The sequence below is a fragment of the Cupriavidus sp. 05T42 genome (assembly GCF_056396345.1).
In genome coordinates, this window is the sequence record NZ_JBFTLH010000009.1 from 52,026 (window position 1) to 75,249 (window position 23,224).

The following is a 23,224-nucleotide window of genomic DNA, read 5'->3' on the forward strand; positions in this document are numbered from 1 at the left end:
GTTTTCCGCCGGGGCCGGTTCCGTGGGACCGGCCCGGGGTTTCGTACCGATTGGMTTCACGCTATCTCGAAAGGACTTCAAATGACCGACATCGTCATCGTTTCCGCAGCCCGCACCGCAGTTGGCAAGTTTGGCGGCTCGCTGGCCAAGATCCCGGCACCGGAGCTGGGCGCCCTCGTCATCAAGGCCGCGCTCGAGCGCGCCGGCGTGAAGCCGGACCAGGTGAGCGAAGTCATCATGGGTCAGGTGCTGACGGCTGCCGCCGGCCAGAACCCGGCGCGCCAGGCCTCGCGCAAGGCCGGCCTGCCGGACATGGTGCCGGCCATGACCATCAACAAGGTGTGCGGCTCCGGCCTGAAGGCCGTGATGCTGGCCGCCAACGCCATCATCGCCGGCGAGGCGGAGATCGTCGTGGCCGGCGGCATGGAAAACATGAGCGCCGCGCCGCACGTGCTGCCCGGCTCGCGCGACGGCTTCCGCATGGGCGATACCAAGCTGGTCGACTCGATGATCGTCGACGGCCTGTGGGACGTGTACAACCAGTACCACATGGGCATCACGGCCGAGAACGTCGCCAAGGAGTACGGCATCACGCGCGAGGCGCAGGACGAGTTCGCCGTGGGCTCCCAGAACAAGGCCGAGGCCGCCCAGAAGGCCGGCCGGTTCGACGAGGAAATCGTGCCGGTGCTGATTCCGCAGCGCAAGGGTGACCCGGTGGCGTTCAAGACCGACGAATTCGTGCGCCAGGGCGCCACGCTGGACAGCCTGTCCGGCCTGAAGCCCGCCTTCGACAAGGCCGGCACGGTGACCGCCGCCAACGCCTCTGGCCTCAACGACGGCGCCGCCGCCGTGGTGGTGATGTCGGCCGCCAAGGCCAAGGAGCTGGGCCTGACCCCGCTGGCCACCATCAAGGCCTACGCCAACGCCGGCGTGGACCCGGCCGTGATGGGCATGGGCCCGGTGCCGGCCAGCAAGCGCTGCCTGTCGCGCGCCGGCTGGGAAGTCAAGGACCTGGACCTGATGGAAATMAACGAAGCCTTCGCCGCGCAGGCGCTGGCCGTGCACCAGCAGATGGGCTGGGACCAGTCGAAGATCAACGTCAACGGCGGCGCCATCGCCATCGGCCATCCGATCGGCGCGTCCGGCTGCCGCATCCTGGTGACGCTGCTGCACGAAATGAAGCGCCGCGACGCCAAGAAGGGCCTGGCCTCGCTGTGCATCGGCGGCGGCATGGGCGTGGCACTGGCCGTGGAACGGAACTAAGTCAGACCGATCTGGCCGAAAACGAGTATTTGAGTTGCACTGAGGGGTAGCCGGCGGCAGGAGACATGGTTTTGGCCGTCGGCGTCTATAACAGAGATCGGTGCCCTTGCATCGATCAGCGAGCCAACAGGAGTGGATATGACTCAGCGCATTGCATATGTGACCGGCGGCATGGGCGGCATCGGAACCGCCATTTGCCAGCGCCTGGCCCGTGACGGCTACAAGGTGGTGGCGGGCTGCGGCCCGAATTCGCCGCGCCGCGAGAAGTGGCTCGAACAGCAGCGCGCGCTCGGCTTCGAGTTCGTGGCGTCCGAGGGCAACGTGGCCGACTGGGATTCGACCAGGACCGCCTTCGACAAGGTCAAGGCCGATGTCGGCGAGGTGGACGTGCTGGTCAACAATGCCGGCATCACCCGCGACGTGGTGTTCCGCAAGATGACGCGTGCCGACTGGGACGCGGTGATCGACACCAACCTGACGTCGCTGTTCAACGTGACCAAGCAGGTCATCGACGGCATGGCGGACCGCGGCTGGGGCCGCATCGTCAATATCTCGTCGGTGAACGGGCAGAAGKGCCAGTTCGGTCAGACCAACTACTCGACGGCCAAGGCCGGCCTGCACGGCTTCACCATGGCGCTGGCGCAGGAAGTGGCCACCAAGGGCGTGACGGTCAACACGGTGTCGCCGGGCTATATCGCCACGGACATGGTCAAGTCCATCCGCCAGGATGTGCTGGACAAKATCGTGGCGACGATTCCGGTCAAGCGCCTGGGTCTGCCGGAGGAAATCGCGTCGATCTGCGCGTGGCTGGCTTCGGACGAATCGGGCTTCTCCACGGGCGCCGACTTCTCGCTCAACGGCGGCCTGCACATGGGCTGACCGACCGCTGGCTGCGCGGCGCGCGGCCGGCCTGCTGCGGCGCACCGAGCGCGCTGCAGCAGGCCGGAAGCGTGCCACGGCGCACCTCGGAAAACGGGCCGCCTGGCTGCCAGGACGGCCCGTTTTGCATACGATGCTGCGGGTTTTCCTTAATCGGGGTGGCTTTTCTTAGTGCTTTCTTGAGCATAGAATCAGGTCAGCGGCGCCCCCGGCACCAAACTAGAGCGCGGCGCGGGCGCCCCCAATTGCGCAGTGCATCGCATGCGGTGCAGCAGCGCGCAGCAGCAGATGCGCACCCCCTGCATCAGCGACGACAAAGGATAGAGCACCGATGGCCACGACCAAAAAAGGCGCAGAGCGACTGATCAAGAAATACCCGAATCGCCGGCTCTACGACACGCAGACCAGCACCTACATTACGCTCGCGGACGTCAAGCAGCTGGTCATGGATTCCGAGGAATTCAAGGTCGTGGACGCCAAGTCCGGCGATGAACTGACGCGCAGCATCCTGCTGCAGATCATTCTGGAAGAGGAAACCGGCGGCGTGCCGATGTTCTCGAGCCCCATGCTGTCGCAGATCATCCGCTTCTACGGCCATGCCATGCAGGGCATGATGGGCACCTACCTGGAAAAGAACATCCAGGCGTTCATCGACATCCAGAACAAGCTGGCCGAGAACTCGAAGGGCCTCTACTCGGGCGAAGCGTTCAGCCCGGACATGTGGTCGCAGTTCATGAACATGCAGGGCCCGATGATGCAAGGGATGATGAGCAACTACATCGAGCAGAGCAAGAATCTGTTCGTGCAGATGCAGGAACAGATGCAGAGCCAGGCCAAGAACATGTTCGGCACGTTCCCGTTCAACCAGCAGGAAAAGAAGTAAGCCACCGCGAGACACCTGAGCCGGCACCGCCGGCCATCCGGATTCCCCCCCATCGCCGCGCGCGCCTGGAATGAGGCCCCACCTTCGGCCTTGCGCCGGCCCCCACAAGATGCAGTCAGGAAGTACAAGTGAAAAGTGACGAAAAATCAACGGCTTACGCGRCCGGCGTAGCCAATTCGCCCCGCGTGGGGTTTGTCAGCCTGGGCTGTCCGAAAGCGCTCGTGGATTCCGAGCAGATCCTGACCCAGCTGCGTGCCGAAGGCTACGCGATCAGCGGTACCTATAACGATGCCGATCTGGTCGTGGTCAACACCTGTGGCTTCATCGACGAAGCCGTGCAGGAGAGCCTGGACGCCATCGGCGAGGCCCTGACCGAGAACGGCAAGGTCATCGTCACCGGCTGCCTGGGGGCCAAGAAGGATGCGGCCGGGCATGACATCGTCTCGTCGGTCCACCCGAAGGTGCTGGCCGTGACCGGCCCGCATGCGCTGGGCGAGGTCATGCAGGCCGTCCACACGCACCTGCCCAAGCCGCACGATCCGTTCACGGACCTCGTGCCGCCGGCCGGCATCAAGCTGACGCCCAAGCACTACGCCTACCTGAAGATCTCCGAGGGCTGCAATCACCGCTGCTCGTTCTGCATCATCCCGTCGATGCGGGGCGATCTGGTATCGCGTCCGGTGGCGGAAGTGATGCTGGAGGCGGAAAACCTGTTCAAGTCGGGCGTCAAGGAACTGCTGGTGATCTCGCAGGACACCAGCGCCTATGGCGTGGACGTGAAGTACCGCACCGGTTTCTGGAACGGCCGTCCGCTCAAGACCCGCATGACCGAACTGGTCGGCGCGCTGGGCGAGCTGGCCAGCCAGTACGGTGCCTGGGTGCGCCTGCACTACGTGTACCCCTATCCGCACGTGGATGAGATTATTCCGCTGATGTCGCAGGGCAACGTGCTGCCGTACCTGGACGTGCCGCTCCAGCATGCCCACCCGGACGTGCTCAAGCGCATGAAGCGCCCGGCCAATGCCGAAAAGACGCTCGATCGCATCCGCGCCTGGCGCGAGATCTGCCCCGAGCTGACCATCCGCAGCACGTTCATCGCCGGTTTCCCGGGCGAGACCGAGGAAGAGTTCCAGACGCTGCTGGACTTCATCGCCGAAGCCGAACTGGACCGCGTGGGCTGCTTCGCCTACTCGCCCGTGGACGGCGCCACCGCCAACAACCTGCCCGGCGCGCTGCCGGACGCCGTGCGTGAGGAGCGCCGCGCGCGCTTCATGGAAGTGGCCGAGGAAGTTTCCGCACGCCGCCTGCAGCGCAAGGTTGGCCAAACGCTGCGCGTGCTGGTGGACGAAGTGAACCAGGATGGCGGCGTGGGTCGGTCGTCGGCCGATGCGCCCGAGATCGACGGTCTGGTCTATATCGACCCGGCCGCGAAGCCCTCGCAACGCTACAAGACCGGCGACTTCGTCCACGTGAAGATCACCGGTGCCGATGGTCACGACCTGTGGGGTGAAGTGGTCTAAAGATCACTGCCGGGTCCGGGACATTAGGTAAAAGTACGGTCGTTCGTTTTGGGGTGGCCGGGACTATACTGTGCGCCGCAACATGAACTCATGGAGACAAGACATGACGCGTGAAGTGGTGGTTGTCAGCGGTGTGCGCACCGCAGTTGGCACCTTCGGCGGCAGCCTGAAGGACCTGGCCCCGACCGATTTGGGCGCGCTGGTCGTGCGCGAGGCGCTGGCCCGCGCCAATGTGTCCGGCGATGACGTCGGTCACGTGGTATTCGGCAATGTGATCCAGACCGAACCCAAGGACATGTACCTGGGCCGCGTGGCGGCCGTGAACGGCGGGGTGTCGATCAACGCCCCCGCGCTGACCGTGAACCGTCTCTGCGGCTCGGGCCTGCAAGCCATCATCAGCGCTGCCCAGACCATTCTGCTCGGCGATGCCGACGTGGCCATCGGCGGTGGCGCGGAGAGCATGAGCCGCGCGCCGTACCTGGCGCCGATGGCGCGCTGGGGCGCGCGCATGGGCGATGCCAAGCTCGTCGACATGATGCTCGGCGCGCTGCACGACCCGTTCCACGCCATCCACATGGGCGTGACGGCCGAGAACGTGGCCAAGGAGTACGACATCTCGCGCGCCCAGCAGGACGAGGCGGCGCTGGAGTMGCACMGCCGCGCGTCCGCCGCMATCAAGGCCGGCCATTTCAAGGACCAGATCGTTCCCGTCACGCTGAAGTCGCGCAAGGGCGATGTCGTGTTCGACACCGACGAGCACGTGCGCCACGACGCCACCATCGACGACATGACCAAGCTCAAGCCGGTCTTCGTCAAGGAAAACGGCACGGTGACGGCTGGCAATGCGTCCGGCCTGAACGACGCGGCCGCCGCCGTGGTGCTGATGGAGCGCGCCGAAGCCGAGCGCCGCGGCCTGAAGCCGCTGGCGCGCCTGGTGTCCTACGGCCACGCCGGTGTGGACCCGAAGACCATGGGTATCGGCCCGGTGCCGGCCACCAGGATCGCGCTCGAACGCGCCGGCCTGACGGTCAAGGATCTCGATGTGATCGAGGCCAACGAAGCCTTCGCCGCCCAGGCGTGCGCGGTGACCAAGGCGCTCGGCCTCGATCCGGCCAAGGTCAACCCGAACGGCTCGGGCATCTCGCTGGGCCATCCGATCGGTGCCACCGGCGCACTGATCACCGTCAAGGCCGTGCACGAACTGCAACGCGTGCAGGGCCGCTATGCGCTCGTGACGATGTGCATTGGCGGTGGCCAGGGCATTGCTGCTATCTTTGAGCGTATCTGAGTCCTGATCCGGGGTTTGCCTTGCTGCGTCCGATGCCTTTCCGCCTGACCGTTGTGGCCGCGTTTGCGGTGTTCGTCCCGCTGGCCGCCCAGGCGGCTGGCGGCGAGTCGTTGTCGACGGGTGGGCAGGGCAGTCTCGGCATCAATGACGCGATCCGCGCTGGGGAAGCCCGGCGCGGGACGTCGTTGTCTTCGGGCCCGGTCGGCTCGCTGGCGCCGCGCTCCGAGTACGCGAAGTTCCCGGTCTACGTCGGCAACGTCGGCGACAAACAAGTGCGGCTGCGCGTGGGCGCCAAGACCGACACCCGCGACAGCCTGCAGGGCGAATACGCGTCCGGCGACGGCAAGGGCGGTGTGCGCCTGCTGTCCGGCGAATGGAACGAAGGCGCCTTCCTGATGGAAGAGTCCGATGACGGCACGCGTGTCTCGGGCAACTGGGAAGGCCGTATCGACCAGAATGGCGCGGTGAGCGGCACCTGGACCGACGCCTTCAACCCGGCCATCGTGCTGCCGTTCTTCATCCGCCCGCTCGGCGGTTATCTCGTCATTCCGCCGTTCGACATGCGGCCCAGCAGCGGCGTCACCTACGCGCCGCTCGTGCCGAAATCCTCGATCTCGATCGGCAACTCGCGCTGACATCGGCGTGGTGGCCCCTCGGCCACCCCGGCATTTGCTGGTAAGCTCGGACGTCTGATCCGACCTCCCGCAAAACGAGGAACTCGCCGTGTCCGACCATTCCCAATCCGACGCCTCCCGCTATCTCCAGACGCTCGCCGTCCAGCCCGAACTCGATATCGCGCCGGGCTTTGATTCGTTTTCCACGCCGACCTATCGCGGCTCGACCGTGGTCTTCCGCAATCTGGACGAATTGCGCGCCTATGGCGACCCCACCAAGACGTACTGGCGCTACGGCCTGCACGCCACGCCCACCAGCGAGGCGCTGTGCCAGCAACTCGCCCAGATCGAAGGAGGCCGGCAGACCCTGCTGCTGCCGTCTGGCATGGGCGCCATCTCGCTGGTCTATTTCGCGTTCCTGAAGTCGGGCGACGATGTGCTCGTGCCGGACAACGTCTACGGCCCCAATCGCGACCATGGCGAGTGGCTGGCCCGCGAATTCGGCGTGAGCGTGCGCTACTACCATCCGATGGCGGGTGCCAGTATCGCCTCGATGATCCAGCCGAACACCAAGCTGATCTGGCTCGAGTCGCCGGGCTCGGTGACGATGGAGGTGCCCGATACCGAGGCCATCGTCGCAGCGGCCAAGGCGCGCGGCGTGCTGACGGCCATCGACAACACATGGTCGGCGGGGGTCTACTTCCAGCCGTTCGCGAAGGGCATCGACGTCTCGGTGCAGGCGCTGACCAAGTACCAGTCGGGCGGCAGCGACGTGCTGATGGGCGCCGTGATCACGGCCGACGAATCGCTCCACAACCGCCTCAAGCGCACGCGCATGGTGATGGGCTGGGGCGTGTCCGCCGATGACTGCTTCCTGGTCCTGCGCGGCATGGCGAGCATGCCGGTGCGGCTGGCCGCGCACGACCGCGCCGCACGCGAGATTGCCGAATGGCTGACCAAGCGGCCCGAGGTGACCCGCGTGCTGCATCCCGCGCTGCCCGATTGCCCCGGCCATGCCGAATGGCGGCGTGACTTCACCGGCGCGAGCGGGCTGTTCTCGATCATCCTGCACAGCCGTTTTGGGCGCGAGCAGGTGGATGCCTTCGTCGAGGCGCTGAAGCTGTATGCGATTGGCTGGTCGTGGGGCGGGGCGCACAGCCTGGCCGTGCCGTACCACGTGGAGGGCATGCGCCCGGCGGGCACGTGGCCGCCGGCTGGCTGGGAAAATGCGGGGGAGCTGGTGCGGCTCTACATCGGCCTGGAAGATTCACGCGATCTGATCGCGGACCTGAAACAGGCGATGGAAAAGCACCTGCGCTGAAGAGGGAAGCAGAAGGCGTCCCTCCCCGAGGGGGAGAGACGCCGGCACATCAGGACGCGTCGGCCTTGCGCAGGGCCGGCTGCGCGGCTTGCTCGGACGTAGCCGGGCGCAGCGCCCAGACCGATTCCGCCGGGCCGTTGTGCGCGCGCCGCTGGGTGGCGCGGGCCAGCACCACATAGCCCACTGCCAGCGCGATGGCGCCGATATCGAAGMCCGCCACACCCCAGCGCCCGTGCAGGGCGGCCACGACGAAGTGGTCGCCGGTCAGCAGGGCATTGGCGAGCGGCACAGTCAGCGAGGCCAGCGCCGCCACATAGAGCAGCTCGACGGCCGCCCGCACCGGCGGACGCACCAGCGACCAGCCCACCGCCAGCAGGAACACCGGCCAGAACACATAGCTCACGGCGCGCTCAGGCCACAGCAGCGCGGCCGGGAAGCACAGCGCCACGCCGATACAGGTGCCGATGCACACGCCCACGGTGGCCTGCGCCAGCAGTCGATGCACGCGCGGCTGCTCGGCCTGGCGCGTCTTGCGGCGCGACTCGATCCACAGCAGGTTGCCCGAATAGAACAGGAACGCGCCCGCCAGACCGGCCAGCAGGTACAAGATCCGCACGGGCAGGTTGCCGTAGGTGCCGTAGTGCAGCGCGAAGACGCCGCTATACAGCGTGTGATTGGTGTCGCGCGCGCCGGGGGTCTGGTTGGCGATCAGCTTGCCCGCGTTCGGCTCGTTGGCCGCCGCGTGGATGCCCACCGAGCCGCCATTGCCGAGCGCGCGCTCGCTGTCGCCACGGACTTCCGCCACGGCATTGGCATCGCCATAGCGCTGGAAGCGGATGGCTTCCGGCGTGAAGCGTTCGCCGCCATGCTCGCGCGCGATGGCCAGCAGTTGCGCCGCCGGCATGGTCGGCGAAGGCCGTCCGGCCGCCGTCATTTCCGGCGTGGCCGCAATCGCGGTGGGCACCTGCTCGAACAGCTTGCCGTTGAAGGTGAGCGCGTTGAACACCATCACCATGACCAGCGACAGGCACAGGAACGCGCCCGTGACCGCGAACACCATGTGGAACGGCAGGCTGAACAGGCCGATCACGTTGTGCGCGTCCATCCAGAACCGCTTCAGGTTGCGGCCCGGCCGCACCGCGAAGAGGTCCTTCTTGAGGCGCGGCAGGTGCAGTAGCACGCCGGACACCAGCGCCAGCCCGTACAGCACCGAGATCACGCCCATGAAGTAGGTGCCGTTCTGGCCCAGGCCGAGCGAGTAGTGCAGGGAGTTCAGGAACGCCGACAGCTCGCCGGTCACGTGGTCGAGCGAGGTGTTGCGCTGCGCGGCGGCGTCGCCGTTCAGCGCCGTGCCATTGATGGTGTGCCACGCACCGGCCTTGTCCTGCCAGTAGGCGTTGAAATCGGGCTCTTCCTTGCTCGGCAGGGCCACGTAGACGCTGGCGGCGGCATCCGGATGCACGGCCACCAGCTTCTGGACGAAGGCGTCGACGGCCGGGCCCTCCACGTGGACCTCGGTGGCGTGACGGCCTTCCAGGCGGGCCGGGTTCTGCCAGATGTGCAGCTCGTGGTGGAAGATCGTGATGGCGCCGGCGAAGAAGGCGATGAAGAGCGCCCAGCCGGCCATCAGGCCGACCCAGGTATGCAGCGTCTGGTAAAGGCGGAGGGTATTGGGTTTCATGGAGAGGTCCTCACGACCCGGCCAGCGCGGACGCGGCGGGCATGGTGTTCGTCAGGCGCAGCGCCCACAGGAGGCCGAAGCAGATCAGGTTGGCGCCCCCCAGCCAGAGCCACGCGGCCGTGCTGGTGCGGAACAGCAGGCTCAGGCTGATCAGCGTGACCCAGGCGACGAAGCTGAGCAGCACTGCGGCGACCACGCCGCCATGCCAGCCGCCCGGCAGCCAGAGGATGCCCAGCGTGCACAGCGCGAGGGCCAGGGGCAGGCCCAGCAGTGTCCCGGCAAGCCATTTCGTGCCCATCATGCTGCGCTTCCTTCCCGGCGGGCCAGCCCGCGACGGTGGTGGACCCACGTGCCGATGAACGGCCACAAGGACAGGCTGCAGGTCAGCGAGACCAGCGTGGCGGCGATGGCCACGGGCCAGCCTTCGGGCACGCTCATGGTCCAGGCGCTGGCGACCGTCAGCAACAGGCCGAGCCAACCCAGCAGCCGGGGCGGCAGGGGCGCGCGGCCTTCACCGTCGGCGGAGACAAACAGAACCTGGTTCGGCGCAGCGAGGTACAAGCACGCAGCCGCCGCCAGTCCTAGCAATACAGCGAACGCTTGCATGCGGGCAACATCGGAATGGTTGGAACTCCGAATAATAATGATTCGTATTTGTTTTCACAAGGAAATCAATACGTTGCGGTACATTTCGGCGGCCGAACGGGGTGGAGAACTAGGGGAAATGCGATGCGGGCKCCGCCCGGAGCCAATCTCCGGGCGGGCTGGGGGGGGTGGAGATTTAGTGCGGGAAGAGGTTCAGCAGGCCGTCCAGGCCGACGTGGTTGAACGCCACGCTGGCCTGCGCGCGCACCACCGGCTTGGCCCGGAAGGCGACGGAGAGGCCGGCCACGGCCATCATCTTCAGATCGTTCGAGCCGTCGCCCATGACGATGGCCTGCGACACATCGGCGCCGATCTGCGCGCAGACCTCGCGCACCGTACGTGCCTTGACGTCCGCATTGACGATTTCGCCGACGACTTCGCCGGTGAGCTTGCCATCGACAATCTCCAGCGTGTTCGCGCGCGTGAAGTCCAGCTTCAGGCGCGGCTTGAGCTGGTCGGTGAAATGGACGAAGCCGCCCGACACCAGCAGCGTGCGCATGCCCAGCGCCTGCACGGTCTGCAGCATCCGCTCGGCACCCGGGGACAGGCGCAGGCGCTCCGCGTAGACGCGGTCGAGTACGCTGGCATCCAGCCCCTTCAGCAGGGCCACGCGGCGCCGCAGGCTTTCATTGAAATCGGTGATCTCGCCGCGCATGGCGGCTTCCGTGATCGCCGAAACCTCGGCCTTCAGCCCGCAAAAGTCCGCAATTTCGTCGATGCACTCGATCGTGATCAACGTCGAGTCCATGTCCATGGCCACCAGCCGGAAGTCCGAGAGCTTGCGCCCGGCCGGCACCACGGCCCAGTCGATGCCGCGTGGGCCGCAGGCTTCGTCCAGCGCCTTGTGCAGTGCGGGCGTCAGCGGGGCGCAGTCATCGGCGGCCGCGACGTTGGCCGCACGCAGCGTGAAGGCCGAAGCGTCGGCGATGGGGCGGATGGCGTCGAGATCGGCGGGCGACAGCGGGGACAGGCTCTGGAGAATCAGGGGCATGACGGCAGGGGGAAGTCGGGGCGGGGCGCGCAAAGCGAGGAAGGCGATATTGTAAGCGCACCGCCCTCCTGCTCAAACGCTCAAGCAGCTCAGGCGGCCACGCGCAGGCTGTCCACCACCTTGTGCAGGAAGGCTTCGCAGGCTTCCAGTTGGTCGAGGGCGACAAACTCGTCCGGCTTGTGGGCTTGCTGGATGTCGCCGGGGCCGCAGACCACGGCCGGGATGCCGGCGCGCTGGAACAGGCCGGCCTCGGTGCCATAGGCCACCTTGTTGGTGTCCCGGTCAGCGGTCAGTGCGCGCACCAGTTGCGTGATGGCGTCGGCCTCGGCAGCGTCGAKCGACGGCGCAGCGGCAATCTTCGCCAGCGTCAGCCCCGCGTCGGCATGTTCGGCGCGCATCTTCGGCAGCAGCACGCCATTCGCATATTCCTGAATCCGCGCGAAGATCGCCTCGGGATMCACGCCCGGCAGGTTGCGGAACTCGAACACGAACTCGCACAGCGCCGGAATGGTGTTCAGCGCGATGCCGCCCTGGATCGTGCCGGTGGAGGCGGTCGTGAACGGCACGTCGAAGGCTTGATCGTACGGGCCGTTGGCCTTGAATTCATCGGCGATGTCGCGGATGAAGCAGATCAGCCGCGCCGCGTATTCGATGGCGTTCACGCCCTTCGGCGTCAGCGACGAATGCGCGGCCTGACCCTTCACGCAGCAGCGGTAGGCGTTGATGCCCTTGTGCGCGACGATCACGCGCATGCTGGTCGGCTCGCCGACGATGCAGCCGCCCGGCCGCACGCCACGGTCTCGCAATTCGGCCAGAAGATACGGCGCGCCCATGCAGCCGATTTCCTCGTCGAACGACAGCGCGTAGTGCACCGGCTCGCGTAGCCTGGCCTCCAGGATGGTCGGCAGCAGCGCCAGGCTGGTGCCGATGAAGCCCTTCATGTCGCAGGTGCCCMGGCCATAGAGCTTGCCGTCGCGGATCACCGGCTTGAACGGGTCGGTGGTCCAGTTCTGGCCGTCCACCGGCACCACGTCAGTGTGGCCGGACAGCACGATGCCGCCATCGGTGGCGCCATTGGCCGCCGGCACGGTCACGAACAGGTTGGCTTTGTCGCCCTGCGGGTTGTAGCTCAGGTGCGGCCGCAGCCCCTTGGCCAGGAAGTGGTCGCGCACGGCCTCGATCAGGCCGAGATTCGAATGGCGCGACGTGGTGTCGTACGACACCAGCCGCTGGGTCCAGTCGAGCGCACTGCCGCGCGGCTTGGCTGCGGTGGCGGAAGATTGGGCATTGGCGTGGGCAGGCATGGGGCGGAAAGATGATTGATTCGTCAAGGATGCGATGCTACACCGTCACGCCAGTTGCCGCAGCGTGTGCTTGATGGTCTGGGCGCGCACGGCCACATCGGGCATCTTGGCCTCGATGCGCAGCTTGTCCTGCCCGGCCAGCTTGATATGGCGGTTCTTTTGCACGAGGTCGATGATGCGGATGGCGTCKATCGGCGGGTTCGGCACGAACTGCATGCTGATGGTGGCCTCGCCCGCATCGATCTTGCGCACGCCCAGCGGCACGGCGGCGATGCGCAGCCGGTGCGTCTCCACCAGCGCCTGCGCCTGCGGCGGCAGGCGGCCGAAGCGGTCGATCAGCTCTTCCTGGATGTTGTCCACGCTCTCGGCCGTCTCGCAGTTGGCCAGCCGCTTGTAGAGCGACAGCCGTTCGTGCACATCGGCGCAATAGTCGTTCGGCAGCAGCGCCGGCGTGCCGAGGTTGATCTCGGTGGTCACCTGCAGCGGGGCCATCAGGTCCGGCTCCTTGCCGGCCTTGAGCGCCTTCACGGCGGCGTTGAGCATGTCCGTATAAAGCTGGAAGCCGATTTCGTGGATTTCGCCCGATTGCTTGTCGCCCAGCACCTCGCCGGCGCCGCGGATTTCCAGGTCGTGCATGGCGAGGTAGAAGCCGGAGCCGAGTTCCTCCATCTGCTGGATGGCCTCGAGCCGGCGCTGCGCCAGCTTGGTCAGGCCATCGACATCATGGACCAGCATGTACGCGTAGGCCTGATGGTGCGAGCGACCCACGCGGCCCCGCAGCTGGTGCAGCTGGGCCAGGCCGAACTTGTCGGCGCGGTGGATCAGGATGGTGTTGGCGGTCGGCACGTCGATGCCGGTCTCGATGATCGTCGTGCAGAGCAGGATGTTGTCGCGCCGCGCCACGAAATCGCGCATCACGCGCTCCAGCTCGCGCTCGTGCATCTGGCCATGGGCCACGGCGATACGCGCCTCGGGCACCAGTTCCATCAGCCGGGCGCGCTTGTTCTCGATGGTCTCGACCTCGTTATGGAGGAAGTAGACCTGCCCGCCGCGCTTCAGCTCGCGCAGGATGGCCTCGCGGATCACGCCGTCTTCCTCGCGTCGCACGAAGGTCTTGATCGCCAGCCGCTTCTGCGGCGCCGTGGCGATGACCGAGAAGTCGCGCAGGCCCTCCAGCGCCATGCCCAGCGTGCGCGGGATGGGGGTGGCGGTGAGCGTCAGCACGTCCACCTCGGCGCGAAGTGTCTTGAGCGCCTCTTTTTGGCGCACGCCGAAGCGGTGTTCCTCGTCGATGATGACCAGGCCCAGGCGCTGGAACTTCACGTCGTCCGAGAGCAGCTTGTGCGTGCCGATGACGATATCGACGGTGCCCTCGTTAATCTGCTTGATGGCCGCGTCGATCTCCTTCTTGGTCTTGAAGCGCGACAGCTCCACGATGCGCACCGGCCATTCCGCGAAACGGTCGGACAACGTCTGGAAGTGCTGCTCCGCCAGCAGCGTGGTCGGCGCGAGCATGGCCACCTGCTTGCCGCCGAGCACGGCCACGAAGGCGGCGCGCAGGGCCACCTCGGTCTTGCCGAAGCCCACGTCGCCGCAGACCAGCCGGTCCATTGGCTTGCCGGAGGTCATGTCGGCGATCACAGCCGAAATGGCGGCGGCCTGATCGGGGGTTTCCTCGAAACCGAAGCTTTCGGCGAAGGTCTCGTAGTCCTTGGGCTGGAGTGGGAAGGCAAAGCCCTGGCGCAAGGCGCGGCGTGCGTACAGGTTCAGCAGCTCGGCGGCGGTGTCGCGGATCTGCTGCGCGGCGCGGCGCTTGGCCTTGTCCCACTGGCCGGAGCCGAGGTGGTGCAGCGGCGCGGATTCCGGATCGGCGCCCGAGTAGCGCGAGATCACATGCAACTGGTGCACGGGCACGTACAGCTTGCTGCCCTTGTCGTAGTCCAGGTGCAGGAATTCCTCCTCGCCCTGGCCCAGGTCCATCGTCACCAGCCCCTGATAGCGGCCGATGCCGTGCTCGCTATGTACCACGGGGTCGCCGATCTTCAGTTCGGCGAGGTCGCGCACCATCGAATCGACGGCGCTGGCCTGTTCCTGCTTGCGGCGGCCCGTGCGACGCGCGGTGCCGGCGTAGAGCTCGGCCTCGGTCACGAAGGCCAGTTGCGCCTGCGGCAGCGCAAAGCCGCTCTGCAGCGGCGCCACGGCGATCGAGAAGTGCGCGTCACCGGCCAGATAGGCGGCGAAGTCGTCCACTGGCTGCGGACGCAGGCCGCTTTCGGCGAAGAGTTGCATCAGCGTCTCGCGCCGGCCAGCGGAGTCGGCGCACATCAGCACGCGCGTGGCCTTGTTCAGCAGCAGGGCCTCAAGGTTGACCAGCGGGTCTTCGGCGCGGCGGTTGACCGAGACATCGGGCAGGGCAGCCGAGAACGGTGCCTGCTCGGCCGTGGCCTCGCGCTGCAGCACCACGCGCGCCAGCGGCTTGGCGGCTACGAAGAACTGCTCCTCGGACAGGAACAGGTCCGCCGGCGGCAGCAGCGGGCGTTCGCGGTCGTGCCGCATGAAGGTGTAGCGCTGGGTGGTATCGGCCCAGAAACGGCGGATGGCCTCGTCGATATTGCCTGCGAACGCCAGTTGCGTGCCGGCGGGCAGGTAATCGAACAGGGTGGCGCTTTCCTCGAAGAACAGTGGCAGGTAGTACTCGATGCCGGCGGACGGCACGCCGTTGCCAATGTCCTTGTAGATCGGCGATTTGGTCGGATCTCCCTCGAACACCTCGCGCCAGCGGCCCCGGAAGGCGGTGCGGGCGGTTTCGTCGAGCGGGAACTCGCGCCCGGGCAGCAGGCGCACTTCCTTCACCGGGTACAGGCTGCGCTGGGTGTCGGGGTCGAAGGCGCGGATGGTCTCGATCTCATCCCCGAACAGGTCGATCCGGTACGGCAGGGCCGAGCCCATCGGGAAGAGGTCGATCAGCCCGCCCCGTACGCTGTACTCGCCGGGGCGCATGACCGCGCTGACGTGCTCGTAGCCGGCCAGTGTGAACTGGGCCTTGAGCGCGTTTTCGTCGAGTTTCTCGCCCTGCTTGAAGAAGAAGGTGTACGCGGCCAGGAAGGCCGGCGGCGCCAGCCGGTACAGCGCGGTGGAGGCGGGCACCAGCATCACGTCGCACTGGCCGGTCTGGATGTCGTGCAGCGTGGCCAGCCGCTCGGATACCAGGTCCTGGTGGGGCGAGAAGCTGTCGTAGGGCAGCGTTTCCCAGTCCGGCAGCAGCCGCACACGCAGTTCGGGCGCGAACCACGGGATTTCCTCGGCCAGGCGCTGGKCGTCGGTGGCGTTGGCGCACATCACTGCCAGCATCGGCAGGGCGCCCTTGTGTTGGCGCGCGTAGGCGGCTACCAGCAGGGCGTCGGCGGAGCCGGTCAGGCCGGCCACCGCGTGACGCATGCCGGGCTTGACCAGCGACAGGTTGGCGAAGGATGTGACAGCGTGGATGTCAGGCATTGGCAGCAAGGGCKATCGAAACGACAGCGCCCCGCCGGCAGCGCGGGCGGGGGTTGGCCATGATAGTCCGGCCCCGGAAGGGATCTCCGTGGCGGTGGACAAGGGCCGTATTATAGAATGCGCACCGGCCGGTCCGCCGCCCGTCTTATTCCTACTTCGCCCCGCTACCCTGTGTCTGCTCGCCGCTTCGCCCTGATTCCCTGTGCCGGTACCGGCAGCCGCGCCGGCGGCCACGTCGCCAAGCAATACCAGACCGTGGCCGGCCGCCCGATGATCTGGCACGCGCTGGCCGCCTTTTCCGCCTGTGAGCGCATCAGCGCCACCGCGCTGGTGCTGGCGCCGGACGATATGCCGCTGGAATCGCGCTTCGGCGCGGAGGCGTTCGCGGGGCTGCGCTTCGATACCGCCTTCGTGGGCGGCGACACGCGCCACGCCTCGGTGCTGGCCGGCCTGCATCACCTGGCCCAGCTCGGCGCCACGGACAGCGACTGGGTGCTCGTGCACGATGCCGCCCGCCCAGGACTGACGCCGGCCATGATCGACACGCTGATCCGCGCCGTGGAGGCCGACGACGAGGCCGATGCGGCCATCGGCGGCATTCTGGCGGTGCCGGTGCCCGATACGCTCAAGCGGGCGGACGAAGGCACCCAGGTTGGCGTGCGGATTGGCGCCACCGTGCCGCGCGAAGGGCTCTGGCAGGCCCAGACCCCGCAGATGTTCCGCGTAGGCGTGTTGCGCCAGGCGTTGCAGGAGGCGCTGGCCGCCGGCGCCGTGGTCACCGACGAGGCGAGCGCCATCGAGCGCCTGGGCCTGCATCCGCGCCTGGTCAACGGCTCGCTGCGCAATTTCAAGGTCACCTACCCCGAGGATTTCGCGCTGGCGGACATCCTGCTCGCGCCGGCAGCCCCGCTGGCTGACCGTTAAGCATTTTTCAGAGGAGTCGCATTGAATCCGTTCGATATCCGCATTGGCCAGGGCTATGACGTGCACGCCCTGGTGCCGGGCCGCAAGCTGATCCTGGGTGGCGTGGACATTCCGCATGACCGTGGCCTGCTCGGCCATTCCGATGCCGACGCGCTGCTGCACGCCGTGACCGACGCGCTGTTCGGTGCCGCCGCATTGGGCGACATCGGCCGGCATTTTCCCGACACGGACCCGAATTTCGCCGGTGCCGACAGTCGCGTGCTGTTGCGCGAGGCGGCCCGGCGGGTGCGCGAGGCCGGTTACGAGATCGGCAACGTGGATGCCACGGTCATCGCACAAAAGCCAAAACTGGCGCCGCATATCGGCGGCATGGTGGCGAATCTCGCGGAAGACCTCGGCCTGCCCGTCACGCGTTGCAACGTGAAGGCGAAGACCAATGAGAAGCTGGGGTTCGAAGGGCGCGAAGAGGGCATCGTCGCGCAGGCCGCGGTGCTGATCTACCGCAAGGCTGGCGACGTTCAGGATTGAAGCAACTGCGCGATCAGACAGTCAGACCGGGGGTGGCGACGGTAGCGGCGCTTCCTCGGGCAGGATCGCGAAGGTGTAGTCGTTCAGGCGCGCCATGGCGCCGCTGCGTGCGCCGGCTTCGGTCCGTTTCTGGAAGCCCATCTGCTGGCAAAGTTTGTTGGCGGAGGCCATCTCGGGCATGGTCCGCACCACCAGCGCACTGGCGCCGATATCGCGCGCCCGCTGGATGCAGATCTGCATCAGCCGATGTCCCAGCCCCTGGCCACGCGCCTGCGGGCTGACCGACAGCAGCCGTGCCTCGGGCTGCGTCAGCGTCACGGTGCTGTCGTCCAGGGCGGGCAGCGTGGCGCCCGGATGGCAGAACAGCACGGCACCGCTGATGCCGTGGTCGCTCTCGGCGACCCACCATTCCATGTCGGGATTGTCCTTTGCGGCCAGCACGGACTGCATGCCGCGCTGGAACGATGCGCGGCAATCTTCCATGATCGCAAGCTCATACTGCCCATAGGCTTGCTGCGTGACCGCTGCGATGTCGCCCCAGTCGTACGCCGCCGCCAGGCGGAAGCGAAAACGGGGGGAGGTATGCGAAGGCAAGGTACTCATGGCCTCTGTATCCGTGTCCTTGCGTGGATTGTAGGCCGGTCGCGGCACAAGTGCATGGTTCCCGATCGCCCGTTTGCGTGTCAGACAACATGCCGCCCAGCGTATTGACATCGTCTTGACATCAGGCTTTCGCGCTGGGGCGAAAAAAAACCTGCCGCCCCTTGCGGTGGCGGCAGGTTTTCCTGACCAGGCGGGCAATGCCTGCCCGGCAAGCCTTATTCTGCGGCGATCACGTTGGCGGCAGCCCCGATCACGGCGGCGATGCGGCCCACGTCGCGCAGTTGCTGCGCGCTCATGCCTTGCTCGGTCTTCAGCAACTGATAGTGCGACTTCACGCAGAAGTGGCACTTGCCGATGATCGACGCGGCCAGTGCGTACATCTCGAAGCGGCGCTTGTCCACGCCACCATGGGTAGCGTAGGCGTTCATGCGCAGTCCGGCGGGCTGGCTCGACAGGTCCGGGTCCTCGGCCATCTCGATGTACGGATACCAGACATTGTTCATGCCCATCAGCGCGGCAGCCGTCTGCGCAGCGGTGACTTCCTCCGGCGACAGCACGTTCGCATTGCGGATGGCATCGACGATGATCTTGCTCTTGGCGGCGAAGGCGGCGGCGAGTGCCACGCCCACGGCGTCATTGCCTTCCAGCGACGAGCGCGCGATCGTGCCATCCACATTCAGGCGGATGTCCTTCGCGTAGTCGGGAATGAGGTTCTTAATCGTGCTGAGGAATTCCATTTATTTCTCCTATCGTCCAGGGCTCAAAAAACCCGCATTTGCGGGCTTTGACGCGGAAGCGCCGGTTTGGCCACTTCCGCGCGCGCCGGTCCGCCCGGGGAGGGCGGTTGGCAGGTCAAACAAATTACAGCGTGGCGCCGCCGACAGCGCGGTTGCACGGGCACAGCTCGTCCGTTTGCAGGCCGTCCAGAATACGCAGGACTTCGTCCGGGCTACGGCCGACGTTCAGGTTGTTCACCGACACGTGTTGGATCACGTTGTCCGGATCGACGATGAACGTAGCGCGCAGGGCCACGCCGGCAGCCTTGTCACGCACGCCCAGCTGGTCCACCAGCGAGCCGGTCACGTCGGCGAATTGCCACTGGTTCAGCTTGTTCAGGTCCTTGTGTTCGCGGCGCCATGCCAGCTTCACGAACTCGTTGTCGGTCGAGCCGCCCAGCACGATCGCGTCGCGATCAGCGAAGTCGTCGTTCAGCTTGGCGAAGGCGACGATTTCGGTCGGGCACACGAAGGTGAAGTCCTTCGGGTAGAAGTAGATGATCTTCCACTTGCCTTCGAAGGACTTCTCGGTGATGTCTTCGAAAGCCGACTGGCCATTCTCTTCGTGGTTGTTGAAACCCGGCTTCACGCCAACGATTTGGAACGATTCGATCTTGTCACCAACGGTCTTCATCAACTTCTCCTGATACGGTTGAACAGAGTAACGCACGCGACACGCCGGGCGGGGTGGGGCAGCACGGGGCTGCAGAACGCCACGATACGGCATCGCAACAAAGCCAGATTATGACCTGTCCGATACGCGCAGGGCCAATTGATTGTCTCAAAGAGACCGATAGGCATCGGCCTTTCCCTGCACGGCGCGCGCCAAAGACGAACGGTGAGTATGCCATGTGCGGACGCACATGACGAAAGCCGCCACAAAAGTTTCATCTTGTGGCGGCGATCGGGTCGGGGCCGCATCAGGCCACGCGTATCAGGCGGTGCGCAGGGCGCCCTGCAGGCGGCGGGTGCGGAAGATGACCAGCGTGGCCACCAGGCCACAGGCGGCGGCGAACGTCAGCCACAGGCCCGGCGCGGCCTTGTTGCCGGTTTCGTGGATCAGGTAGGTGGCGATGGCGGGCGTGAAGCCGCCGAACAGCGCCGTGGCCAGGCTGTAGGCGAGCGAGAAGCCCGCCGTGCGCACCGCCGGCGGCATGATCTCGGCCAGCGTGACGACCATCGCGCCGTTGTAGCTGCCGTACAGGAACGAGAGCCACAGCTCCACCATCAGCAGGCGGCCGAAGGACGGCTCGGCCACCAGCCAGGACACGGCCGGGTAGGCGGTCAGCAGGGTGGCGATGGTGAAGATCACCAGCAGCGGCTTGCGTCCCACGCGGTCGGAGACGGCGCCCATCAGCGGCAGCCAGATGAAGTTGGAAAGGCCGACGCACATCGTCACGATGAGGTTGTCCACGTCGCCGAGCTTGAGCACGGTCTTGCCGAAGGTGGGCGTGTAGGCGGTGATCATGTAGAACGACACCGTGGTCATCACCACCATCATGCAGCCCGCGAGGATGATGCCCCAGTTGTCGAGCATCGAGCGGTAGATCTCGCGCATGGTCGGCTGGTGCTTGCGGGTGCGGAAGGCTTCGGTTTCCTCCAGCGAGCGCCGGATCATGAACAGGAATGGCACGATCAGGCAGCCGATCAGGAACGGCACGCGCCAGCCCCAGCTATCCATCTGTTCCGGCGCCAGCGTGGCGTGCAGGATCACACCCATTAGCCCGGCAAAGATCACCGCCACCTGCTGGCTGGCCGACTGCCACGCCACATAGAAGCCTTTCTGGCCCGGCTTGGCGATCTCGGACAGGTAGACCGATACCCCGCCCAGCTCCACGCCGGCCGAGAACCCTTGCAGCAGCCGGCCCGCCAGCACCAGCAGCGGCGCGGCCACCCCGATCGAGGCATAGCCGGGCACCAGCGCAATCAGCAGCGTGCCCATCGCCATCAGGATCAGCGTGAGAATCAGGCCCTTGCGGCGGCCATGGTGGTCGATATAGGCGCCGAGAATGATGGCGCCGAGCGGACGCATCAGGAAGCCGGCGCCGAAGGTGGCCAGCGAGAGCATCAGCGAGGCGAATTCGTTGCCGCTGGGGAAGAACGTACGGGMGATGGCGGCGGCGTAGAAGCCGTACACCATGAAATCGTACATTTCGAGGAAGTTGCCGCTGACGACGCGGAACACGGTACGGGCGCTGTGCTGGGAAGCCGGCGCGGAGGCGGTGCTGGACATGGCTGTCTCTCGGTCAGCGCCGGTGCGGCCGGCGACATGTTGTGGGATCGCAATGGCCGCCAGTGTGCGCCGCGGGGCTGTCAATGCCCTGTCAACCGCCTTTCAATCTGCTATCAAATGCTGTCGAAAACCTGTCAGTGCCCGCGCGGGGTGGCGCCTCATGCGCGCCGGAAGCAGGCGCGCACCACCAGCCCGGACTTGGGTGGCGGCCGATTGGCGAGCACCAGCCGCCCGCCGTTGCGCTGGAGGATGCGGTTGACGATGGACATGCCCAGCCCCGCGCCCTTGGCCTCGCTGCGCGCGCTGTCGAGCCGGTAGAACGGCCGGGTCAGCAGCGAGAGCTGCGCATCGGGCACGCCCGGACCGTTGTCGGCCACGGTCAGCACGGCGTCCTTGTCATCGAGCCGGGTGGAGATCTCCACCTCGGCCATGCCGCTTTCCTCATCCTTGGCGTAGCGGCGCGCGTTCTCGACCAGGTTGTCCAGGATGCGCTGGATCTCCATGCGATTGGCCACCGCCATGACCGGGCCGTTGGCGCGCACGTGCACGCGCACATCGTCGTGCGCGGCATAGACGCCCACGGCGTCCTGGACCAGCGCGGAGAGATCCACCGGCTCCACCATTTCCTGGCCGGGCCGGGCGTAGTTGAGGAACTGGCCGATGATGGCGTCCATCTGCTCGATGTCGGCGATCATGGCGTCGCGCGTGATGTTGTCCACCGGCGACATCTCGGTCTCGAGCCGCAGCCGGGTGAGCGGGGTGCGCAGGTCGTGGGAGATGCCGGCCAGCATGACCACGCGGTCGTCGTCGAGCTGGCGCAGGTCGCGCACCATCTGGTTGAAGCTGCGGTTGGCCTGGGCTACCTCGCTGGCGCCATGCTCGCGCAGCGGCGGCGGGTCGCCGCCCGTGCCGATCTGGCGCGCCGCGTTGGCCAGCCGCTTGAGCGGGTAGTTCACACGTGCCGTGATAAAGGCCGCGCCGATGATCGACAGCAGCAGCGCGGCGATACTCCACCACAGCCACTGGATGCCCGGCACGCGCTCGAAGCGCTCCGGGCTGATGGCGACCCAGTAATCGTCCCCCTCGATCTCGAAGCTGACCCACACGCCCGGAATGTCATTGACGGTGGTGGCGAGCACGGTGTCCTCGCCCAGCCGCCCGCGAATCTCCTGCTGCACCAGCTGGGTCAGGAACGGGTTGGCCGTGGGCGCGGCGAAGTCGTCGTCCTTCTCGCGCGGATAGACCTTGATGCCCTCGTTCTGCACGAGGTCGAGCAGCAGGAAGCGCCGCCGCGCCGGGTCGGAATAGAGCAGGGCCGCGCGCGTGAGCTTGACCACGCTGACCACCTGCATGGCGATCTGCTGGGCGCGCGGTGCGCGTTCGAAGAGCCGGTAGCTCTGGAACCAGATACCCAGCGAGATCGCCAGCAACAGGGCGATCAGCATGAAGGTGCGCCAGAACAGCGAACCAAAGAACCGCGTTGCGGTACGGCCGAGAGCGGTCGCCACGATGCTGACTGCGGACGAACCGGGACTACTTCACGCCATCGGGAATGAAGACGTAGCCCAGGCCCCAGACCGTCTGGATGAAGCGGGGGTTGCCCGGGTCCGGTTCGATGAGCTTGCGCAGGCGCGAGATCTGCACGTCCAGGCTGCGGTCGAACACTTCGTATTCGCGGCCGCGGGCCATTTCCATGAGCTTCTCGCGCGAGAGCGGCTGGCGCGGATGCCGCGCGAACACCTTGAGCACCGAGAATTCGCCCGTGGTGAGCGTGATTTCCTCGTCGTTCTTGGTCAGCGTGCGGGTGGCCAGGTTCAGCACGAAATCGCCGAAGGCGAAGGTTTCGGGCGTCTCGGACGGGGCGCCCGGTACCTCGGCGGGGCCCTTGCGGCGCAGCACGGCGTGAATGCGCGCGATCAGCTCGCGCGGGTTGAAAGGCTTGGGCAGGTAGTCATCGGCGCCCATTTCCAGGCCGACGATGCGATCGACGTCCTCGCCCTTGGCGGTCAGCATGATGATCGGGGTCTGATCGTTGGCACCGCGCAGGCGGCGGCAGATGGACAGGCCATCCTCGCCCGGCATCATCAGGTCCAGCACCAGCAGGTCAAACCGCTCGCGCAGCCAGAGCTTGTTCATGGCGGTGGCGTTTTCCGCCACCAGTACCGTGAACCCCTGCTCGCCAAGGTAGCGGCGCAGCAGGTCGCGCAATCGCGGGTCGTCGTCCACGACGAGAATCTTGTGGCTGGTATTTTCCATGGCGGTATCTTAGCGACTTA

At 66.4% G+C, this 23,224-nt stretch carries 21 protein-coding genes; 9 read left to right on the plus strand and 12 right to left on the minus strand.

Going from position 1 to position 23,224, the window contains the following annotated elements; translation table 11 throughout:
• Positions 1 to 81 precede the first annotated feature (81 nt).
• From AC1EJR_RS14345 to AC1EJR_RS14375, 7 genes are all read left to right on the plus strand, one after another.
• Complete coding sequence (locus AC1EJR_RS14345; protein ID WP_092292934.1) at positions 82 to 1,263, plus strand: acetyl-CoA C-acetyltransferase; 1,182 nt, start codon at positions 82 to 84, stop codon at positions 1,261 to 1,263.
• A 138-nt stretch (positions 1,264 to 1,401) separates the two neighbouring features.
• Entirely contained in the window at positions 1,402 to 2,142 is a 741-nt protein-coding gene (locus AC1EJR_RS14350) for a 3-ketoacyl-ACP reductase (protein ID WP_477147250.1), read from the plus strand.
• A 331-nt stretch (positions 2,143 to 2,473) separates the two neighbouring features.
• A complete protein-coding gene (phaR, locus tag AC1EJR_RS14355; protein WP_092292938.1) occupies positions 2,474 to 3,025 on the plus strand; it encodes a polyhydroxyalkanoate synthesis repressor PhaR in 552 nt (183 codons plus the stop codon).
• Positions 3,026 to 3,153: 128 nt separating this feature from the next.
• A complete protein-coding gene (gene rimO, locus AC1EJR_RS14360) occupies positions 3,154 to 4,545 on the plus strand; it encodes a 30S ribosomal protein S12 methylthiotransferase RimO (RefSeq protein WP_477147251.1) in 1,392 nt (463 codons plus the stop codon).
• A 103-nt stretch (positions 4,546 to 4,648) separates the two neighbouring features.
• Entirely contained in the window at positions 4,649 to 5,833 is a 1,185-nt protein-coding gene (bktB, locus tag AC1EJR_RS14365; protein ID WP_477147252.1) for a beta-ketothiolase BktB, read from the plus strand.
• A 32-nt stretch (positions 5,834 to 5,865) separates the two neighbouring features.
• A complete protein-coding gene (locus AC1EJR_RS14370) occupies positions 5,866 to 6,468 on the plus strand; it encodes a hypothetical protein (RefSeq protein WP_092292944.1) in 603 nt (200 codons plus the stop codon).
• Between the two features lie 88 nt (positions 6,469 to 6,556).
• Complete coding sequence (locus tag AC1EJR_RS14375; protein WP_092292946.1) at positions 6,557 to 7,768, plus strand: cystathionine beta-lyase; 1,212 nt, start codon at positions 6,557 to 6,559, stop codon at positions 7,766 to 7,768.
• 49 nt (positions 7,769 to 7,817) lie between these two features.
• Here the strand turns inward: AC1EJR_RS14375 and AC1EJR_RS14380 are convergent, their stop codons facing one another.
• The 6 genes from AC1EJR_RS14380 to mfd all read right to left on the minus strand — a co-directional run bounded on the left by AC1EJR_RS14380 (position 7,818) and on the right by mfd (position 15,884).
• The gene (locus tag AC1EJR_RS14380; RefSeq protein ID WP_477147253.1) at positions 7,818 to 9,449 is read right to left on the minus strand and encodes a PepSY-associated TM helix domain-containing protein; all 1,632 of its coding nucleotides are present in this window, start codon (positions 9,447 to 9,449) and stop codon (positions 7,818 to 7,820) included.
• A 10-nt stretch (positions 9,450 to 9,459) separates the two neighbouring features.
• Positions 9,460 to 9,750 (minus strand): hypothetical protein, encoded by a 291-nt coding sequence (locus AC1EJR_RS14385; protein ID WP_177219880.1) that lies wholly within the window; start codon positions 9,748 to 9,750, stop codon positions 9,460 to 9,462.
• The gene (locus AC1EJR_RS14390) at positions 9,747 to 10,055 is read right to left on the minus strand and encodes a hypothetical protein (RefSeq protein WP_441591141.1); all 309 of its coding nucleotides are present in this window, start codon (positions 10,053 to 10,055) and stop codon (positions 9,747 to 9,749) included. Before AC1EJR_RS14390 ends, AC1EJR_RS14385 begins: the two co-directional genes overlap by 4 nt.
• Before the next feature lie 175 nt (positions 10,056 to 10,230).
• Positions 10,231 to 11,085 (minus strand): phosphoserine phosphatase SerB, encoded by an 855-nt coding sequence (gene serB, locus AC1EJR_RS14395; protein WP_441591140.1) that lies wholly within the window; start codon positions 11,083 to 11,085, stop codon positions 10,231 to 10,233.
• A gap of 89 nt (positions 11,086 to 11,174) precedes the next feature.
• Complete coding sequence (gene argE, locus AC1EJR_RS14400; RefSeq protein WP_477147254.1) at positions 11,175 to 12,389, minus strand: acetylornithine deacetylase; 1,215 nt, start codon at positions 12,387 to 12,389, stop codon at positions 11,175 to 11,177.
• A 45-nt stretch (positions 12,390 to 12,434) separates the two neighbouring features.
• On the minus strand, positions 12,435 to 15,884 hold the full coding sequence (mfd, locus tag AC1EJR_RS14405; protein WP_477147255.1) for a transcription-repair coupling factor: 3,450 nt from the start codon (positions 15,882 to 15,884) through the stop codon (positions 12,435 to 12,437).
• 171 nt (positions 15,885 to 16,055) lie between these two features.
• Here mfd and ispD point away from each other — a divergent pair, with 171 nt between their 5' ends.
• Both ispD and ispF read left to right on the plus strand, forming a co-directional pair.
• Positions 16,056 to 16,808 carry a 2-C-methyl-D-erythritol 4-phosphate cytidylyltransferase gene (ispD, locus tag AC1EJR_RS14410; RefSeq protein ID WP_143093869.1) on the plus strand — a complete coding sequence of 251 codons (753 nt, stop codon included), beginning with the start codon at positions 16,056 to 16,058 and terminating at the stop codon, positions 16,806 to 16,808.
• 21 nt (positions 16,809 to 16,829) lie between these two features.
• Positions 16,830 to 17,336 carry a 2-C-methyl-D-erythritol 2,4-cyclodiphosphate synthase gene (gene ispF, locus AC1EJR_RS14415; RefSeq protein WP_092292957.1) on the plus strand — a complete coding sequence of 169 codons (507 nt, stop codon included), beginning with the start codon at positions 16,830 to 16,832 and terminating at the stop codon, positions 17,334 to 17,336.
• Positions 17,337 to 17,357: 21 nt separating this feature from the next.
• Here the strand turns inward: ispF and AC1EJR_RS14420 are convergent, their stop codons facing one another.
• From AC1EJR_RS14420 to ompR, 6 genes are all read right to left on the minus strand, one after another.
• A complete protein-coding gene (locus AC1EJR_RS14420) occupies positions 17,358 to 17,939 on the minus strand; it encodes a GNAT family N-acetyltransferase (protein ID WP_092292959.1) in 582 nt (193 codons plus the stop codon).
• Between the two features lie 215 nt (positions 17,940 to 18,154).
• Positions 18,155 to 18,676 carry a carboxymuconolactone decarboxylase family protein gene (locus AC1EJR_RS14425; RefSeq protein WP_092292961.1) on the minus strand — a complete coding sequence of 174 codons (522 nt, stop codon included), beginning with the start codon at positions 18,674 to 18,676 and terminating at the stop codon, positions 18,155 to 18,157.
• Between the two features lie 124 nt (positions 18,677 to 18,800).
• Complete coding sequence (locus AC1EJR_RS14430; RefSeq protein ID WP_092292963.1) at positions 18,801 to 19,349, minus strand: peroxiredoxin; 549 nt, start codon at positions 19,347 to 19,349, stop codon at positions 18,801 to 18,803.
• Between the two features lie 300 nt (positions 19,350 to 19,649).
• Positions 19,650 to 20,948: a tricarballylate/proton symporter TcuC gene (tcuC, locus tag AC1EJR_RS14435; protein WP_477147256.1), complete on the minus strand. Its 1,299-nt coding sequence runs from the start codon at positions 20,946 to 20,948 to the stop codon at positions 19,650 to 19,652.
• A 158-nt stretch (positions 20,949 to 21,106) separates the two neighbouring features.
• Positions 21,107 to 22,456, minus strand: coding sequence for an ATP-binding protein (locus AC1EJR_RS14440; protein WP_092292967.1), 1,350 nt, complete (start codon positions 22,454 to 22,456; stop codon positions 21,107 to 21,109).
• Positions 22,457 to 22,481: 25 nt separating this feature from the next.
• Positions 22,482 to 23,204, minus strand: coding sequence for an osmolarity response regulator transcription factor OmpR (gene ompR / locus AC1EJR_RS14445; protein WP_006576352.1), 723 nt, complete (start codon positions 23,202 to 23,204; stop codon positions 22,482 to 22,484).
• Between the last annotated feature and the right edge of the window lie 20 nt (positions 23,205 to 23,224).